Origin of the sequence: Paenibacillus xylanivorans (assembly GCF_001280595.1) — a bacterium.
GTDB lineage: Bacteria > Bacillota > Bacilli > Paenibacillales > Paenibacillaceae > Paenibacillus > Paenibacillus xylanivorans.
Genome location: NZ_LITU01000053.1, coordinates 273,539 through 291,778 on the forward strand (window position 1 = coordinate 273,539; position 18,240 = coordinate 291,778).

17 protein-coding genes and 1 pseudogene are annotated in these 18,240 nt (G+C 43.1%); 15 read left to right on the forward strand and 3 right to left on the reverse strand.

The annotated features are described in order from the left end of the window. Positions 1–124: 124 nt before the first annotated feature. Positions 125–784: a CatB-related O-acetyltransferase gene (locus AMS66_RS11240; protein ID WP_053780869.1), complete on the reverse strand. Its 660-nt coding sequence runs from the start codon at positions 782–784 to the stop codon at positions 125–127. Between the two features lie 550 nt (positions 785–1,334). On the opposite strand from AMS66_RS11240, the gene AMS66_RS11245 reads away from it, so the two are divergent. Then, positions 1,335–2,636 (forward strand): aldehyde dehydrogenase, encoded by a 1,302-nt coding sequence (locus AMS66_RS11245; RefSeq protein ID WP_053780870.1) that lies wholly within the window; start codon positions 1,335–1,337, stop codon positions 2,634–2,636. 112 nt (positions 2,637–2,748) lie between these two features. On the opposite strand, the gene lexA is transcribed toward AMS66_RS11245, so the two are convergent. Then, on the reverse strand, positions 2,749–3,375 hold the full coding sequence (gene lexA / locus AMS66_RS11250; protein ID WP_024630400.1) for a transcriptional repressor LexA: 627 nt from the start codon (positions 3,373–3,375) through the stop codon (positions 2,749–2,751). A gap of 323 nt (positions 3,376–3,698) precedes the next feature. On the opposite strand from lexA, the gene AMS66_RS11255 reads away from it, so the two are divergent. The 8 genes from AMS66_RS11255 (at position 3,699) to AMS66_RS11290 (ending at position 10,728) form a co-directional block, all read left to right on the forward strand. Next, entirely contained in the window at positions 3,699–4,076 is a 378-nt protein-coding gene (locus AMS66_RS11255; RefSeq protein WP_053780871.1) for a LysM peptidoglycan-binding domain-containing protein, read from the forward strand. 95 nt (positions 4,077–4,171) lie between these two features. Then, on the forward strand, positions 4,172–4,381 hold the full coding sequence (locus AMS66_RS11260) for a DUF896 domain-containing protein (RefSeq protein WP_024630398.1): 210 nt from the start codon (positions 4,172–4,174) through the stop codon (positions 4,379–4,381). A gap of 126 nt (positions 4,382–4,507) precedes the next feature. Next, a complete protein-coding gene (locus AMS66_RS11265) occupies positions 4,508–5,020 on the forward strand; it encodes a hypothetical protein (RefSeq protein ID WP_053780872.1) in 513 nt (170 codons plus the stop codon). A gap of 28 nt (positions 5,021–5,048) precedes the next feature. Further along, entirely contained in the window at positions 5,049–5,855 is an 807-nt protein-coding gene (locus tag AMS66_RS11270) for an HAD family hydrolase (RefSeq protein ID WP_053780873.1), read from the forward strand. A gap of 581 nt (positions 5,856–6,436) precedes the next feature. Continuing rightward, the gene (locus AMS66_RS11275) at positions 6,437–7,366 is read left to right on the forward strand and encodes an ABC transporter permease (RefSeq protein WP_371129169.1); all 930 of its coding nucleotides are present in this window, start codon (positions 6,437–6,439) and stop codon (positions 7,364–7,366) included. A 12-nt stretch (positions 7,367–7,378) separates the two neighbouring features. Then, complete coding sequence (locus AMS66_RS11280; RefSeq protein ID WP_053780875.1) at positions 7,379–8,248, forward strand: carbohydrate ABC transporter permease; 870 nt, start codon at positions 7,379–7,381, stop codon at positions 8,246–8,248. Between the two features lie 69 nt (positions 8,249–8,317). Beyond that, positions 8,318–9,949, forward strand: coding sequence for an ABC transporter substrate-binding protein (locus tag AMS66_RS11285; RefSeq protein ID WP_053780876.1), 1,632 nt, complete (start codon positions 8,318–8,320; stop codon positions 9,947–9,949). A gap of 104 nt (positions 9,950–10,053) precedes the next feature. Continuing rightward, the gene (locus tag AMS66_RS11290) at positions 10,054–10,728 is read left to right on the forward strand and encodes a GntR family transcriptional regulator (RefSeq protein ID WP_053780877.1); all 675 of its coding nucleotides are present in this window, start codon (positions 10,054–10,056) and stop codon (positions 10,726–10,728) included. A gap of 89 nt (positions 10,729–10,817) precedes the next feature. Here the strand turns inward: AMS66_RS11290 and AMS66_RS11295 are convergent, their stop codons facing one another. Next, positions 10,818–11,363, reverse strand: a complete 546-nt coding sequence (locus AMS66_RS11295) for a cupin domain-containing protein (RefSeq protein WP_053780878.1) — start codon at positions 11,361–11,363, stop codon at positions 10,818–10,820. Positions 11,364–11,542: 179 nt separating this feature from the next. Here AMS66_RS11295 and metH point away from each other — a divergent pair, with 179 nt between their 5' ends. The 6 genes and pseudogenes from metH to AMS66_RS33660 form a co-directional block, all read left to right on the forward strand. Continuing rightward, on the forward strand, positions 11,543–14,983 hold the full coding sequence (metH, locus tag AMS66_RS11300) for a methionine synthase (RefSeq protein ID WP_053780879.1): 3,441 nt from the start codon (positions 11,543–11,545) through the stop codon (positions 14,981–14,983). A gap of 74 nt (positions 14,984–15,057) precedes the next feature. Continuing rightward, positions 15,058–15,996: a ribonuclease Z gene (gene rnz, locus AMS66_RS11305; RefSeq protein WP_053780880.1), complete on the forward strand. Its 939-nt coding sequence runs from the start codon at positions 15,058–15,060 to the stop codon at positions 15,994–15,996. A 126-nt stretch (positions 15,997–16,122) separates the two neighbouring features. After that, a complete protein-coding gene (locus tag AMS66_RS32705) occupies positions 16,123–16,275 on the forward strand; it encodes a hypothetical protein (protein WP_160319683.1) in 153 nt (50 codons plus the stop codon). Positions 16,276–16,348: 73 nt separating this feature from the next. Next, positions 16,349–17,158 carry a TIGR01457 family HAD-type hydrolase gene (locus AMS66_RS11310; protein ID WP_053780881.1) on the forward strand — a complete coding sequence of 270 codons (810 nt, stop codon included), beginning with the start codon at positions 16,349–16,351 and terminating at the stop codon, positions 17,156–17,158. Between the two features lie 7 nt (positions 17,159–17,165). Then, positions 17,166–17,987, forward strand: a complete 822-nt coding sequence (locus AMS66_RS11315; RefSeq protein ID WP_053780882.1) for an Fpg/Nei family DNA glycosylase — start codon at positions 17,166–17,168, stop codon at positions 17,985–17,987. Next, positions 17,977–18,240, forward strand: a pseudogene (locus tag AMS66_RS33660) (deoxyribonuclease IV); the annotation flags it as partial. The gene AMS66_RS11315 and the pseudogene AMS66_RS33660, both read left to right, overlap by 11 nt.

Consider the following 18,240-nt stretch of genomic DNA (forward strand, 5'->3'; position numbering starts at 1 on the left):
CCCCAAAAAATAATAGTGATCAGATATGTCATTCGTGAATTCTTAACTTTGTTCATCAGCTTGTTCGTTAATTAAAAAAGCTAGGTAGAATATTATTTCTACCTAGCTTTAAATCTATAGGATCTCAGTCCTTAATTTCTGATAAATAGTACTCGTATAACTCATCAATAGAAGAACTAGAAAGTAAGTGAGTGGCTGCTTCTATCGATTCTCTCTTCCAATCAAACCAGCGCATTTCTTTTAATTTCATGATTTCCTCTTCTGAAAAACGCTTCCTAACTTCTTTTGCAGGATTGCCACCAACGATTGTGTAAGGGGCGACATCTTTTGTTACAACTGTGCCTGCTGCAACAATTGCACCTTCACCAATGGTAACACCCGGCATAATCATTGCATTCATGCCGATCCATGCATCGCTTTCTATAATGGTATCTCCTTTGGGTGAGAAGGAATGGCTAATTTGATCAGCAAATGGATAAACAGTGATCCACTCCGCGTGATGATTGTTATTTCCCCCCATAAGAATGACGACACCGGCTGCTATACATACATAATTACCAATAATTAATCGATCTAATTGCCATCCAAATTCCTCAATTGGATTGAATAAGCTCCTCGATTTTTCATCTCCCCATAAATATCTCACGCATCCGTCTTCAAAAGAAGAATTGTTATCGTAATAACCAGAGTAATAGGAGTAATCGCCGACTTCGATTAATGGATTGGTTACAATATCGTTTAAATACTTAATTTCAGACCAGTGATTAAATTGGTTTATATTCATTTTAATTTCCTCGCTTCTAAGTTATATTTCTGAGTAACTTAGAAGCGTGATGCGGTAGCCACATTCTTTAGTTTTTTTAGACGACGGATCATCTGAATCATCCTTCCTTAAGATATGAGGGCGATTATAGCAATGACCTCTTTTTTTGTCAATCCTATTCTCATAAAGAGATGCCAGTAAGTACCCTCGCTCAAAGTGTATATTAATGAAGAAAAAATTCAGGAAGAGAAAATATAGACAGAACATGTGTCCACCATTTAGAAGCATGGACACATCACGTTGGAGTAAAACAGGAACGGAAATAAGAATGTAAAGAGAAAGCTAGTAATCGTAGAATAAGTCTTGGCATATTAGTGTTAAGGCTTTTTATGTGGTCAATAAGAAATAGAATAGTTAATTAAAATATGATCATATCATTGAAATGAGAGTGCGTTTTAATTGTTTTAAATGTTTTTACAGTATCTATATGTTGATAGTTTCATATAATTGCGTTATAATTCATTTATATTTTTAGAAATTAAATTTTGAACAATTAATTGGAGATGTTAATATGGAACAAGAGAAGCAACTCGTTGCCGCACAGCGGACATTTTTTTATACAGGTCAGACTAAGTCTATTGAGTACCGTATTCGTGCCCTTCAGCAATTAAGACAGGGAATTGAGAAGTATCAGCAACGTATTCTTGACGCACTTCGTGCGGATCTAAATAAATCTGAAACAGAGGCTTATGGCTCTGAGATTCGGATCGTGTTGGGTGAACTGGATTTTGCATTGGAACATTTGGAGGAATGGGCCACACCAAAACCTGTGCCTACAAATTCTGCTATACCTGATGGTACAAGCTTAATTTATCCTGAACCTTATGGAGTTGCTCTTATTATTGCACCATGGAACTATCCGTTCCAATTAGCTTTCGGCCCTCTAATTGGAGCCATTGCTGCGGGTAACTGTGCCATTATTAAGCCGTCTGAATTAACCCCAGCCGTGTCACGTCTGACTTATGATTTGATTCATGAGATGTTTCCTAGTGAGTATCTGGCAGTTATGGAGGGGGAAGTCGAGACGAGTACTGCATTGTTGAAAGAAAAGTTTGATTATATATTCTTTACAGGCAGTACAGGTGTTGGCCGCATTGTTATGAAGGCAGCTGCTGAGCATTTGACTCCAGTTACGTTGGAATTAGGTGGTAAGAGTCCGGTCATTGTTCACCAGGATGCGGATTTGAAGCTCGCAGCTCAGCGCATTGTGCGCGGTAAATTCCTGAATGCTGGGCAAACCTGCGTCGCTCCGGACTACTTGCTTATACACGAGGACGTACATGACAAATTCTTGGAATTAATCGGTGCAGAAATTCAGGATAAATTTGGAGACGATGTGATGAAAAATGCTGATTTTCCGCACGTTGTCAACGCACGTAACTTTGATCGTTTATCGGTTTTGCTCCAAGATGGCAAAGCAATGATCGGTGGACGTTCTGAACGTGATCAGTTGCTCATTGAACCAACAGTACTGGGGGAAGTGGATTGGAAATCTCCTGTGATGCAAGAAGAGATCTTTGGTCCAATCCTTCCTGTATTTAAGTATGCCGACCTCAATCCCATGCTAGATGAGATTGTTCGCCGTCCAAAACCACTGGCATTATATCTCTTCACTCAGGATGAGGATCTGCAGAATCAGGTTCTGAATCAAGTATCTTTTGGTGGTGGTTGTATTAATGACACATTGTCTCATATGACATCACATTATCTCCCGTTTGGCGGCGTCGGAGAAAGTGGAATGGGTTCCTACCATGGCCAACAGAGTTTTGATGTGTTTTCTCATCATAAGAGCATTCTTAAACGCAGCGAATAGTCGATTAACGTAGAACAATATAAGTAGTATGAGAAAAAAGAGGTTGTCCCGTTCAACGGGACAACCTCTTTAAGTATCTTATTGTGAAACATCTGTACAACTTCAATACATATTAGTGAATATCACGGAAAAGGCCAATGACTTTGCCCAGGATGCTAACGTGTTTCAAACGCAACGGTTCAAAAGTCGAATTTTCCGGTTGAAGACGAATATGATCTTTCTCTTTGTAGAACGTTTTTACCGTTGCTTCATCGTCTTCAGTCATGGCTACTACGATATCGCCGTTATCTGCAGTTTGCTGCTGACGTACGATAACATAGTCTCCGTTAACAATGCCTGCTTCAACCATACTGTCTCCCACGACCGAAAGCATAAATACTTTCTGTTCGCCTACATAATGCGTAGGAAGAGGGAAGTAATCTTCGATATTTTCTGTTGCTGTGATCGGAACCCCTGCAGTAACTTTACCCACGACAGGAATGCGAGCGACGCTGTGAGCAAACTGATGTGAATGCTCTGACTCTTCCTGGCTGAGAAGTTCAATGGCTCTTGGTTTGGTTGGGTCACGTCTAATTAGACCTTTCTTCTCCAAACGATCCAGATGTCCATGTACTGTAGAGCTGGAAGCCAATCCAACAGCTTCACCAATTTCGCGTACGGAAGGAGGATACCCCTTCAACCGGACTTCATTGCGTATAAACTCCAGAATAGCCTGTTGCCTGCTGGATATCTTCGACATACCGTATCAACCCCATTTTAGTAACGTTTGGGAAAATTATAACATAGAACCTCCGTTCGTACAAACATAAGTTCTAAAAAAAAATGCCATAAAATCAATGTTTTTTTTCGAATTTGTATGAAAATTTTCTTTGAGTTTATGCAAATACTGCAAATGATGCAAATGATGCAAATGATGTTCCCATACTATAGAAGAAAGATAGTAGTGTAGGGTCCGACCAAAAAAAAGCGAACAATTGTTCTAAAAAAGTTGTTGTGCAAAACAAGTGTTCGTGTTATATTGATTTCAACGGATAGGAACAAACGTTTGGAGGTCGATATTTAATGAGATATTCTACTTATCAAAGCATTTACGAACCGGTTCATTCAGAAGTGGTTGAAACTAACATAAGGAATTTCAAGAAGGTTTTTGCGAAAAGGAATGTCCCAACTTGGGTGTTAAAATTAATAATCGTATTCTTAATTATATTGGTTGGATGCAGTACGGTGCTAACTGTATTTGCCGGCAATGAGAACGATGTTTTGCCTGGAGGTAAGATGGCAGTTTCACAAGGAGATACGCTTTGGAGTATATCATTGGATCATAAACCGGAAGTGATGGATACACGTGTATATATAGAAGCAATTAAGAAAGTGAATCAACTTCAGTCAACTTCAATAAAGGTGGGGCAAGTCTTAATACTGCCACAATTCATAGAATAAACTGCATATCTTCACGCGCTAATGCGTGTCAGCTTGACAAGCTGCCTTTATCATGTCAAAGTTAATATGACTTTGTATTTTTGGAGGGGACAAGCTTGGATATAGATAGTCTGGTAGCACGTATTAATGAATTGGCCCGTAAGCAAAAATCCACTGGATTGACAGAGGAAGAGCTCGCTGAACGTGCCAAGCTTAGAGAGATCTATTTGAATAACATTCGAAGCAATTTCAGACAGCAGCTGGATACGATTGAAATTGTAGATGATGAGAATGATCAAGGCCACCAAGGCAAACTCAAACATTAAGGAAACCTAATGATATCATTATGATATTTAGGTTTCTTCCTGTTATTTAGAGGTTGCAAACTATAGGGGGAAATGTTGGTTTGCAGTTATGTAAGCCGATACAAAGAACATCTAAGGGGGATTCACATGTCGCGTTCGTTCGAGAGAACGGTTCGGAAAAATTCTAAGCAGTTGAATCAGCAACGTAAAAAAAGCGGTCAGCCGGTTTCCGGTACACCAGGTGAGGACGTATTCAAAGGACGCAGCCTTCTGTTTCCTATTTTTCTGATCGGACTAGCATTCCTGTACCTCTTTATGAGCACGTTCCTTGTCAAAGCTCCGATGACCACCTGGGACTGGGTAACCATGTTGCTGTATGTATTTTTGGCAGGCATCTTCATGCTCCGTCGTCCTTATGTCAAAATAGGAACTAATCGGATTTTGACGACAAAAGGAAACCGAGAGCGTTCAATTGGAGTTGACGATATCGTGAAATTCAGAATTGAGCCAGGCACAGTTGTGATTGAGCATAATGCACGAGGTAAGAGATGGGTATTTACCAAACTGCTCAATCGTTATGATACCGATGCAATTACTGAACGTCTTTTGAAATTCGCCAAAGCACATCAGATCACCGTGGAAACATACGAGAAAAAGTAATTATTGCATAAAGGGGAAGATGACCGAAATGGCGTTAAAAGCGATTTTGTTCGACCTGGATGATACTTTGCTGTGGGATGAGCGCAGTGTTCGAGAGGCCTTTCATGAGACTTGTCTGATCGCAGCTCAAGAGACTGGTGTTAAACCTGAAGACCTTGAAGAAGCTGTTCGTAATGAGGCACGTAATCTGTATGAGTCTTATGAAACTTTTTCGTTTACCAAAATGATTGGGATCAACCCGTTTGAAGGCCTTTGGGCTAACTTCACGGGTGGAGATCAGCCGGAATTTCGCCAGTTGGAGCAGCTTGCACCTGCATATCGTAAAGAGTCATGGCGTCGTGGCTTGTTAAAGCTTGGTGTTGATCGTGAAGATCTGGCGGAACGACTTGCCTCACAATTTGGGGCAGAACGGAGATCAAGACCCCATGTCTATGAAGAAACGCTGGAAACGTTGAGTCACCTACAAGGGAAGTTCAAGTTATTGCTTTTAACAAACGGCTGTCCTGCTTTACAACAAGAGAAACTTAATGGCGTTCCTGAACTAGCTCCTTTTTTTGACGAAATTATCATCTCTGGTACGTTCGGTAAAGGAAAACCTGATCCTTCGATCTTCGAGCACGCATTGAGTAAGCTGGGAGTGAAACCTGAGGAGAGCGTGATGGTTGGAGATAAGCTGACGACTGACATTCGTGGAGCGTTGTCAGCTGGCATTAAGTCTGTTTGGATCAACCGTGAGAATAAAGTGAATAACGAATCGTATGTGCCTGACCATCAAATCAAGCATTTATCCGAATTGGAAAGTATTATTGCTGAATTCTCCATTAGTGCATCCTAATTTGTATTTTTTGTGTTGTGTCCAAACATTGTTAGGTTCTATGAGATGTTTTTCATCCATGAAACCTAACAATGTTTTTTTGTTTTGGGAAAGCTTGAACTATACCGTAATAACGTAATATAAAATTTTTTCCTAAAAGTTATTGAAATTATAGAACTGCTGATTTAGAATATAACTAACATACTAGTATGACTAGTATGCGAATGAATGTAGCGAATATCTGTTGACTTACTCGAATGAAGTGAAAGCGGGAGTTATTCGCTATTATTTTCATATCCTTTGTAAGCGCTTTACATAATTGAAGGAAACCATTTAATTCTGGAAATACAACATGAAGTGGTTAGTCAGAAAATGACGGTAAGCATCTTAACCGACACGTACCTCTAGTGATTTCTAAAATTGATATCGCTTACATAATCTGTTTTGTTTATTCTGCAGGTGGGGGTGAAGATCATCTGATTACTTGTCTTCTACAAAAAGAAAAGATGATGAGAATTGATCGAAAACGCTTTTATTTTATCAAGCTAAGGATCGGAGTGAAATAACATATGGAGTCAGAAACCGCTAAAACCACGCTAACGATGACATCTTTACGTAAAGAAAGTAGGTTAAGAACGGCTGCAGCTCTACTTCGCAAAGATTGGCAACTATACTCACTGTTAATTCTTCCAATTATCTATCTTATTATTTTTAAATACGGGCCAATGCTCGGTAATGTCATCGCCTTTAGACGATTTGTACCGGGAGGCAGTATTTTTGGGGAGACTTGGGTTGGATTCAGGTATTTTCAGATGTTTATCCAAGACCCAACCTTTTGGAAAGTATTTGGAAACACACTTATGCTCGGTGGACTTGCGTTACTGTTCACCTTCCCAGTTCCGATCATCTTTGCATTGCTGCTGAATGAGGTGAAAAGCAAACGTTTTAAAAAGTTTGTGCAGACCGCATCTTATCTTCCACACTTCTTGTCCATCGTCATCGTTGCCGGAATGATACTGCAATTAACGGCAGTTAATGGCTCCATTAACGGAATGGTTTCATTTTTTACCGGAGACAGCATTCCTTTCATGCAGCGAGCGGAATGGTTCAGAACAATCTATATCACTTCTGAGGTTTGGCAAGGTATGGGGTGGGGAGCCATTCTATATTTGGCTGCATTGACAACAATTGATGATTCTTTGTATGAGGCTGCCCGGATCGATGGTGCAAACCGTTGGAAGCAAACCCTGCATATAACCATACCGGGCATTTTGCCAACGATTGTTACATTGCTAATTTTGAATATGGGTAATTTCCTTGCGGTTGGATTTGAGAAAATCTTGCTCCTTTACAATCCGCTGATCTACGAGACATCTGACGTGATTTCTACTTATCTGTACCGGGTAGGTTTGCAGTCGAGCAACTTCAGCTATGCTACCGCCATTGGTTTGTTTGAATCCATTATTGGACTGATCCTGGTATTCTCGGTTAATGCAATTTCACGCAGATTGACACAACGAAGCTTGTGGTAAAGGAGGAGCAATATGCTGGAATCAAAATCATACAAAGTATTTAAAGTATTCAATGCCATCTTTTTGCTGCTTGTGGTGTTCATCACGCTCTACCCGTTTCTGAATGTTGTGGCCCAATCCTTCAGCAGCGAGGCTTATATCAACTCAGGTAAGGTAAGTATTATCCCGAGAGGGTTTAATGTAGAAACCTACAAGACCATATCTCGCGACAGCATGTTCTGGACCAACTATAAAAACACAATTATATATACCGTTGTAGGTACTTTGATTTCCATGTTCATGACGACCATTTTCGCTTATGCCTTATCCAAAAAGAGATTAATGGGACGAAAATTTTTGACGATGTTCGCAGTGTTCACGATGTTTTTCAGTGGCGGCCTGATTCCTAACTATGTCCTGATTAACTCTCTGGGCTTCAATAATACGATGTGGGCATTGGTTGTGCCTGGGGCAATCAGCATTTATAACATGTTAATTATGAAATCATTTTTCGAAAACATGCCTGAGGAGCTTGAGGAAGCGGCAGCTATCGACGGTTTGAATACGTATGGCATTTTGTTACGGATCATTCTACCGCTGAGTAAAGCTGTCATGGCAACGATGGTTCTGTTTTACGCTGTGGGACACTGGAATTCCTGGTTTCCAGCCTTCTTGTATCTCGACAAAAAGGAACTGTTCCCGGTTACGATTTACTTGCGCAACATGATTGCAGGTGCAACTGGCGGTGTTTCGGCTGGTGCGTCAGCGGATAATCTGACTCAAATTTCTGCAAATATCAAATCGGTCACCATGGTACTCACCATTTTGCCTATTTTAACGATTTATCCATTTGTTCAAAGGTACTTTGTAACCGGTATTATGTTGGGATCTGTTAAACAGTAATCCTGACCGAATATAGTTCAACATCTTGATTGCAAGGCCAATCTAAACCACATGCAGGGGGAGAATTGAATGAAACAGAGACCACGTAAGCTGGTAGGCAAGTTGGTATTGGCAACAATGATGAGTATCGTTTTGGCAGCATGTAGCAGCGGAGCTGGTGGAGAGAAAGTCGAACCAGAATCCAAGGGGGCTATGGAATCCTATGGTGTAGGAGAAACCTTCAAAGCCACTGAACCATTTAATCTATCTATTCTTTACAGTGACCAGCCAGCATACCCGTACAAGAAGGATTGGCTCCTTTTCCAAAAAATCACGGAAAAAACCGGAGTCACCCTTGATCCCACCATCGTTCCAATGAGTGACTATTCCCAGAAAAGATCCCTTCTGATCAGCTCTGGAGATGCCCCGCTGGTTATTCCGAAAACCTATCCGGGTGAAGAATCTGCTTTTGTATCTTCTGGTGCCATTTTACCAGTGAGTGACTATGTTGATTTAATGCCCAATTTCAAGGATAAAGTAGAGAAATGGGGGCTTCAGGATGAGCTTGAGGGCCTTCGACAAGAAGATGGAAAATATTATGTGCTTCCAGGTTTACATGAAGAGGTTTGGCCGGACTATACCCTTATTGTGAGAACTGATATTTTTGAGAAAAATAACATTGCCATTCCAAAGACATGGGACGAATTGTATGTTGCAGCCAAAAAGCTGAAAGAAATCTATCCAGATTCTGTTCCGTTCTCGGATCGTTTCCAATTTAACAGTACATTGAATATTGCTGCTACCAGTTTTGGAACAAAAGCTGGGTGGGGATTTGGCAATGGTTTAACGTATAAAGAAGATAAGGATGAATTTGTATACACATCGACCACACCAGAATACAAGGAAATGTTAACTTACTTTAACAAGCTTGTATCGGAAGGGCTGTTGGATAAGGAAAGTTTCACCCAGGACGATGATCAGGCTATCCAAAAATTTGTTTCCGGAAAATCCTTCATTATTAATGGTAACTCACAAACAGTAGTGCTCCATCGTAACGACATGAACAAAACGTTGGGAGAAGGGAATTTCTCTATCGCCAAAATTACGGTTCCCGGTGGTCCAAAAGGTCAATTGATGTCGGGCTCCAGACTTGAAAACGGTGTCATGATTTCTGGAAAAGTTAAAGACAACGAAAATTTTAAAGCAACAATGCAATTTATTGACTGGTTATACTATAGTGATGAAGGTCAGGAATTTGCCAAATGGGGTGTAGAAGGTGAAACCTTCACCAAACAGGATGGCGTCCGCAAGTTGGCCGAAGATGTGAACTATAACGGATTAAATCCAAAAGGAACGAAGGACTTGCGCATCGATTACGGATTCTCCGGTGGTGTGTTTGCCTATGGAGGAACGACAGATTTGCTACACTCTATGTTTAGTGAGGAAGAACTGAAATTCCAGCAAGACATGAAAGATATCAAAGAAGTGGTTCCAGCCGAGCCGCCAATTCCTTACTCGGATATCGATCGTGAACAGGTGACGCTGCTTAGCACACCGCTCAAGGATTTTTCGGATCAAAATACGCTTAAATTCATTTTGGGAGAGCGCAATCTTTCCGAGTTTGATGCATTTGTGAAAGAGTTGGAGAGCCAAGGCTTGCCTCAGTATATGCAGCTTTCCAATGACACTTATAAGAAATACAAAGAAAACAAGCAACAATAGTTGTAAACTGAAATTTGGCGATTGCCGTTTCACTGAGGGAATTTTAGTGGAGCGGCAAATTGTGCTAAGATGGATGAATATGGCTGAGAGGAAGAGGTTAAGGAATGTCACTTAATCAAAAGATTAGAGGTTCGACCCGGGCTTATTCATACAATCTGATAAAGGAACGAATTCTGCACCTTAAACTTGAGCCTGGTACCAAGATTTCCGAGAAGGAAATTGCAGATGAATTGCAAGTAAGCAGAACGCCGGTACGTGAAGCATTCATGAAGCTTGCCGAAGAAGAATTACTGGATATCATTCCACAGAGTGGAACCATTGTCTCCCATATTAATCTGGAGCATGTTGAAGAAGGCCGATTTATGAGAGAGAAGATGGAGAAGGAAATTGTCACTCTGGCGTGTACATCTTTTCCAGAAGAATTCAGATTCAGACTTGAAATCAATATCGCCATGCAGGAAGTATGTATAGGGAAGAATAATTTCTATCGGCTTTTTGAACTGGATGAAGAGTTTCATCAGATATTGTTTCAGGGCACAGGGAAACTGAGAACATGGAAAATGCTGCAGCAGCTCAATATTCCCTTTAATCGCCTTCGTTTATTACGCTTGTCTGAAGATTCTGATGCAGAGGTTATTATTTCACAGCATAAAGAAATATACCGGCTCATCACAGAACGTGAGACCGATCGAGCTGTTGAGGTTATGGAAGCTCATCTCAGACTTGTTGTTGTGGAACAAGAGAAGATGAAGGCAAAATATCCGCATTATTTTATATAAAGCTCAAAAGTTGTATACTATCCCAATATGCACAAACCCCTGTTCGAAATGAACAGGGGTTTGTTGAGCAAATGATAGAATTCGCTTTATTATGCTTGTTTGATAAACGTTGGATCCGGGTACGGATCTGCGATCCAGCCGTCTTTTTCAATGAACAGACGCACGGCAATGATTTGTTTGTTCTCCATCAAGGTGAAGAAGTGTGGTGTGTTCTCAGGAACCGAAATAACGTCTCCAGGAGACAACTCTACATTAAAGTAACCTACATCATCTGTAGCTTTGATGACAAAGATTCCTTTGCCAGCTACAATGGCACGGATTTCATCTTCAGCATGAGTATGAATTTCTTCAAATTTGGCAAGCTTCTCTTCAATATCCGGTGTTTGTTCAGACAACGTAATTACGTCCCAGATTTGGTACCCGCGACGCGCAGCCAAGTCTCTGATTTCATAGTCATATGTTTTGAGTACTTCTTCTTTTTGTTGATCCGTGAGTCCAAAATTGTTTTGCAGATCAGTATTTAATTTGGAAGCGTCCCAGTTTTCATATAATACTTCATATTTGTTTAAGAAATTTCGAACATTTTCGTCTCCAGTGATACGTTCGTTCGTATTTCGGATTACAATTTCAGCCATATTCTTTCCCTCTTTTCCACTTGGTTTAATTGCTATTATATCGGATTCCTCTGTTTTTGTCGATTCGCAAATTCGTTTGACCTTCACTTAAACCCGCTATGGGACTGATTAATCCCGATCTTTCACATTAAGTTAGTTTCTGTTAAACTAAGATTTAACGTTTTGCGGAGGTGACGATATTGGATAAGCTTAGCCTACATGATGCATTAAAACAACGAATATTGATCCTCGACGGTGCAATGGGGACCATGATTCAACAAGTTGATCTCACAGGCGCAGATTTTGGCGGAGAAGACCTGGATGGATGTAATGAAATGCTTGTACTTACACGTCCAGAGCTGATCCAGCGCATTCATGAGGAATATCTGGAAGCCGGTGCTGATTTAATTGAAACAAATACGTTTGGTGCAACTTCTGTTGTACTTGCTGAATATGACATTCAGGACCGTGCACGTGAAATCAATCTCGAAGCAGCCAGAATTGCGAAAGCAGCCGTGGATCGATTCTCGACACCAGAGTCTCCGCGTTATGTGGTGGGTGCAATGGGACCTACAACCAAAACGCTGTCTGTAACAGGTGGAGTAACGTTTCAAGAGCTCATCGACAGTTATTTCGAGCAAGCGCTTGCTTTAATTGAGGGAGGCGTTGATGCGCTGCTGCTCGAAACCTCACAAGATACGCTTAATGTAAAAGCAGGTAGCATTGGAATTCAGCAGGCATTTGAGCAAAGCGGTATCAAGCTTCCTTTGATGATCTCAGGAACGATCGAACCGATGGGTACAACCCTCGCTGGTCAGAACATTGAGTCCTTTTATATATCCTTAGAACACCTTAACCCAATTTCAGTGGGACTAAACTGTGCTACAGGTCCGGAATTCATGCGTGACCATATCCGGTCGCTTTCCGGGATGGCTTCAGTTGCGGTAAGTTGTTATCCAAATGCAGGTCTTCCGGATGAAAACGGTAATTACCATGAATCCCCTGATTCGCTTGCTCAGAAGATAGGTGCTTTTGCCGAGCAGGGCTGGTTGAACATCGCGGGTGGCTGTTGTGGAACAACACCTGCGCATATTCGGGCCATGCGGGATGCACTTGCCAAGTACCCTCCAAGAGAAATGAATGGAACACATCCACCAGCATTGTCGGGAATTGATCCAGTCTATGTTGAACAGGACAATCGCCCATACATGGTTGGGGAACGTACGAATGTACTTGGATCACGGAAATTCAAGCGCCTTATTGTTGAAGGGAAGTATGAGGAAGCTTCGGAAATTGCCCGGGCTCAGGTGAAAAATGGGGCACATGTTGTCGACGTTTGTGTTCAGGACCCGGACCGTGAAGAAGCCGAAGACATGGAGAAGTTCCTTGAACTTGTTGTCAAAAAAGTAAAGGTGCCACTTATGATCGATACGACAGATGCAGCCGTCATCGACCTTGCACTTCAATACTCTCAAGGTAAAGCAATAATTAACTCCATTAACCTTGAGGACGGCGAGGAAAAGTTCGAGCTGGTCACTCCGTTGTTGCATAAATACGGCGGTGCTGTCGTTGTCGGAACGATTGATGAACGCGGTCAGGCCATAAGTCGTGAGGACAAGCTGGAGGTAGCCAAGCGATCTTACGATTTGCTGGTGAACAAATATGGATTAAAAGCAGAAGACCTGATTTTTGATACCTTGGTGTTTCCGGTAGGTACGGGCGATGAACAATATATCGGTTCGGCTAAAGAAACCATTGAAGGTATTCGTGTCATTAAAGAAGCGATGCCTGAATGTCATACGATACTGGGGATTAGTAACATTTCATTTGGATTGCCTGAAGCAGGGCGTGAAGTGCTGAACTCTGTATTTTTGTATGAGTGTACCAAAGCGGGTCTCGATTATGCCATCGTTAACACAGAGAAGCTTGAGCGTTATGCATCCATTCCGGAGGAAGAGCGCAGACTCTCGGAAGAGCTGTTATATAATACGAATGACCAAACTTTGGCTGCTTTTGTGGCCGCGTTCCGTAACAAAAAGGTTGAGAAAAAAGAAAAAATTTCGAACCTGTCGTTGGAAGAACGTCTCGCTTCATATGTTGTTGAAGGAAGCAAGGAAGGCTTGCTGCCCGATCTGGAGCTGGCACTCACCAAATATAAAGCCCTTGAAATAATCAATGGCCCGCTGATGCGGGGAATGGAAGAAGTAGGGCGACTGTTTAACAACAATGAGCTGATCGTAGCAGAGGTGTTACAGAGCGCGGAAGTCATGAAGGCTTCGGTAGCTTATTTGGAACAGTTCATGGAGAAGAACGAGACGTCAGTTAAAGGAAAGATTATTCTAGCGACGGTCAAAGGCGATGTACACGACATCGGCAAAAACCTGGTGGAGATTATCCTTTCCAATAACGGTTACCGAATCATTAATTTGGGTATAAAAGTACCACCAGAGCGAATTATCGAGGCGTACAGAGAAGAAAAAGTCGATGCAATCGGTCTATCCGGTCTGTTGGTAAAATCGGCGCAACAGATGATTCTTACAGCTCAGGACTTGCGAACTGCTGGTATTGATGTACCTATTATGGTTGGTGGAGCGGCATTGACACGTAAATTCACCAAAAACCGTATACGCCCGGAATATAACGGAATGGTTGTATATGCAAAAGATGCGATGGACGGCCTGGATTTGGCCAACAAGCTCATGAACCCAAGCACGCGTGAAGTGATGCAACTGGAGATGGACGCTGAAAAAGAGGCGGACGCAGCTGGTGCAGAAACCGTTAAATCACTTCCTGAGCTTACTCGGGTAGAGCGTTCGGATATTGCAATAGACAATCCGGTTCTCGTTCCACCGGATCTGGAACGACATGTTATGCGGAACTATCCGCTCTCACACATATTACCGTATGTGAACATGCAGATGTTGCTCGGACACCATCTGGGTTTGCGTGGGTCGGTAGAGCAGCTGCTTGCTTCGGGTGACCAGAAGGCCACTGACCTGAAAGCGGTAGTGGATGATATTATGCAGGAGGCTGTTCGTGACGGGATTATTCAGGCGCACGCTATGTATCGTTTCTTCCCGGCTCAGTCCAGTGGTAACAGTGTCATCATCTATGACCCTGAGAATACAAGCAATATCTTGCACACATTTACGTTCCCACGGCAAAAAGTCGAACCATTCCTGTGTCTGTCCGACTTCTTGAAGCCGGTGGAATCCGGACAAATGGATTACGTTGGTTTCATGGTCGTAACTGCCGGACACGGTGTCCGAGAATTATCCACGGCTTGGAAGGAGAAGGGTGATTATCTCCGTTCACATGCTCTGCAATCCGTAGCACTTGAAGTAGCAGAGGGATTAGCCGAGCGAGTTCATCATATGATGAGAGATATCTGGGGATTCCCAGATTCAGCACAGATGACCATGAAGCAACGTCATGGAGCACGCTATCAGGGAATAAGGGTATCATTCGGATATCCGGCATGTCCCGATTTGGAAGACCAAGGGCCACTGTTTAAGTTATTACAGCCTGAGGATATTGGTGTGGAACTGACTGAAGGTTTCATGATGGAACCTGAAGCATCCGTATCGGCGATGGTATTCAGCCATCCGCAAGCGAAGTATTTTAACGTGGATAAGGCATAAAAGTAAAAGGTCAGGCAAAGCCCTCCGCATTGTCGGAGGCTTTTTGCTGGCAGCAGAAAGAGGTGCGATCCAGAGTGGAACTATATTTCCTGGGAACTAACGCTGGTGTACCTACGCTTCAGCGGAATGTAACTTCCATAGGGCTGCGCATGTTGGATGAGCGCAGAGCATTGTGGTTGTTTGACTGCGGGGAAGGAACCCAGCATCAGATTTTAAGTTCTCCGCTTAAATTGAGCAAATTGGAGAAAATATTTATAACCCATTTACATGGAGATCATGTATTTGGACTTCCAGGTCTGCTCTCCAGCAGAGCATATCAAGGTGGCACTACACCGTTAACGGTTTATGGTCCGCCAGGAACTGAACGAATGATCATGACAACCATGGAGCTAAGTCAATCACGTCTAAACTATGATCTAAGCATTGTGGAACATACAGGCGGAGTGCTTTTTGAAGATGAGAGCTTTATTGTGGAATCTGCGTTGCTGGAACACCGTATCGACAGTTATGGGTATCGGATTACCGAAAAGGATCGTCCAGGCAGTCTGGACCCTGCGAAAATGGCTGAGTATGGTTTGAAGCCGGGGCCATTGTTCGGTCGTCTGAAGCGCGGAGAAACCATTACCCTCGACAACGGGGACTCGCTTCGGCCAGAAGATGTGCTGGGAGCACCCAAGCGTGGGATGGTGATTACCATTTTGGGCGATACGCGCCCGTGTGACAATGTTCAGCCGCTTGCTATAAATGCGGATGTTCTTGTACACGAAGCTACGTTTCTGCATGATTTGGCCGATACGGCTCATGAGTACTATCATAGTACTTCGAAGCAAGCGGCTGAGGCGGCGAGAGCGGCAGATGCAGGACAGCTGATCATGACCCACTTTAGCTCTCGCTACAAAGATGAGGATCAGTTGCAGCCACTTCTGGAAGAGGCGCAGTCGATATTCCCGAATACGAAACTTGCGATTGAACACGAGCTTATTCCAGTTGTTCACCGCAAGAGTGAATCCTAATGGTGGTTGTGAAACAGTACGGCCAAACACGAAGGTAGAAGAGGCCGTTAATTGCACGGGACTGAGGGGGAATTACTCCCGAGGTCCCTTTTGCAATCTGCCCGGAAAGCGTGTAGGATGGGCAATATGAACAGGGAAATGATTCAAATTATTTTCCGGGAAAGCGCAGGAAATGACAAGCTTGTACAGAAGGCGCGCAAGGCCAGACGTCCTTGTTCGATTCGGTTCGACGTGTTGCGTGCAGATACGAGCAAGCCATTTTTTGTACTGTATACATAGGTTAGCATTGAAGTTCGAGGCAAATGGTTAAGGACATGAAATGTTAATGGAATAAAGAAAGGAAGTGCTGTATATGATTAAGGCCTATCTGATTGACCTGGACGGTACGCTCTATCATGGCAGACATCGTATTGAAGGAGCCGATAAGCTTATTCGGACATTGAATGAACAAGGCATGCCTTATTTATTTGTGACTAATAATTCTTCACGTACACCGCAAGGCGTGGCAGATCATCTCAACGGGATGGGAATCCCCGCGGATTCATCTCAGGTATGCACTTCTGCGGTAGCGGCTGCTGAATACGTGGCTAAAGAGGCTCCGGGTGCAAAAGTGGCTTGTATCGGAGAAGAAGGGCTGTTACAAGCGATAGAAGCTGCAGGCCTTAAACTAACGGATGATGAACCTGAATACGTTATACAAGGAATTGATCGTGATTTTTCCTACACTAAATTGACCAAAGCGCTTCGCTGGATCAACGGCGGCTCTAAATTTGTCATGACCAATCCGGATTTGCAGCTTTTTTCTGATGACGGGCTTACACCGGGAGCGGGAACGATCGGGGCAGCGATAGAAGCAGCAACTGGAGTTCACCCTACCGTAATTGGCAAACCGTCAAGCATTATTATGAAGTCGGCCATTAGCCGATTGAACTTAAAGTCTGATGAAGTTGCTGTAATCGGAGACAATATGCGTACAGATATTGCGGCAGGAGCAGCAGCGGGATGTGAGACCCTGCTGGTTCTTACCGGAATAACGACACGGGACAATATGGATAGCCACATTCAGGCAACCAAGGTTCGTCCTGATCATGTGTTTGAAGATTTGCATAAACTGATTGAATGGCTGTCGCAGACGACAGGCCAAGCATCCAAGAAGGGGTAGATGTACGATGCCAGAATTACCGGAAATGGAAAACTACCGGACCTTGCTGTCCGAGAAAATACTCGATTTGCCAATTACAGGTGTGGTGGTTAACCGTGAAAAATCCATTAATACCGATATGGATGTGTTCACCCGTGAACTGACAGGGAATCGTATCATATTTGTAGAGCGCCGGGCCAAACATCTGATTTTTCATCTGGCTAATGGTAAGCGGCTTGTGCTGCATTTGATGCTGGGCGGAATGATTTTCTGGGGCACGGAAGATGAACGTCCTGATCGTTCCACTCAAGTGGAAATTCAGTTTGGAGAACATATTTTATTCTTTATTGGTCTTCGTTTAGGATACCTGCATCTTCTTACGTCAAAAGAAACAGAAGAGGCCATGTCTGACCTAGGACCTGAACCTCTTGATCGGCGCATGAATGCAGAACGTTTTGCTGCCCTGTTGAAAGGACGTCGGGGTACACTCAAAACTACACTGGTCAACCAGCATATTATTGCAGGCATCGGAAATTGTTATTCGGATGAGATTGCATTTGCAGCAGGTCTGAGACCAAGCTCCAAAACGCAAAATATTGCTGCTTCACCTGAACTCACAGCGCGTTTGTACCATTCTGTACAATCCGTGTTGCGGGAAGCTGCATCGGAAGGCGGTTATATGGAAATGCCGTTGATGCAGGGAGATACCAAGACAGGAAGTTTTGATGAGCAGTGCCGGGTGTATGATCGTGAAGGGGAAACTTGCCCTCGCTGTGGGGGAACGATAGCGCGTGTGGAAATTACGGGCAAGAAGGCTTTCTTCTGTCCGGAATGCCAGCATGAGGCCTAACAGCGGAATCGGGGCACATGTCAGCACCAGAGGCGGATTTTTTCAAGAAGCCAAGCGGGCATATGAGATCGGGGCTACGGCATTTCAGTATTTTCCGAAGAACCCGCGAAGCCTTGGTCTGAAAGATCTGGATCTCAAGGATGCTGAACAGTGCAGGGATTGGTGTGAGAAGCAGGGGATTTCTTCCATTTCCCACTCACCCTATCCCACGAATCCGGCTGTTGGGAAAACCCGAGGAGAGGCGGGTTTTCAT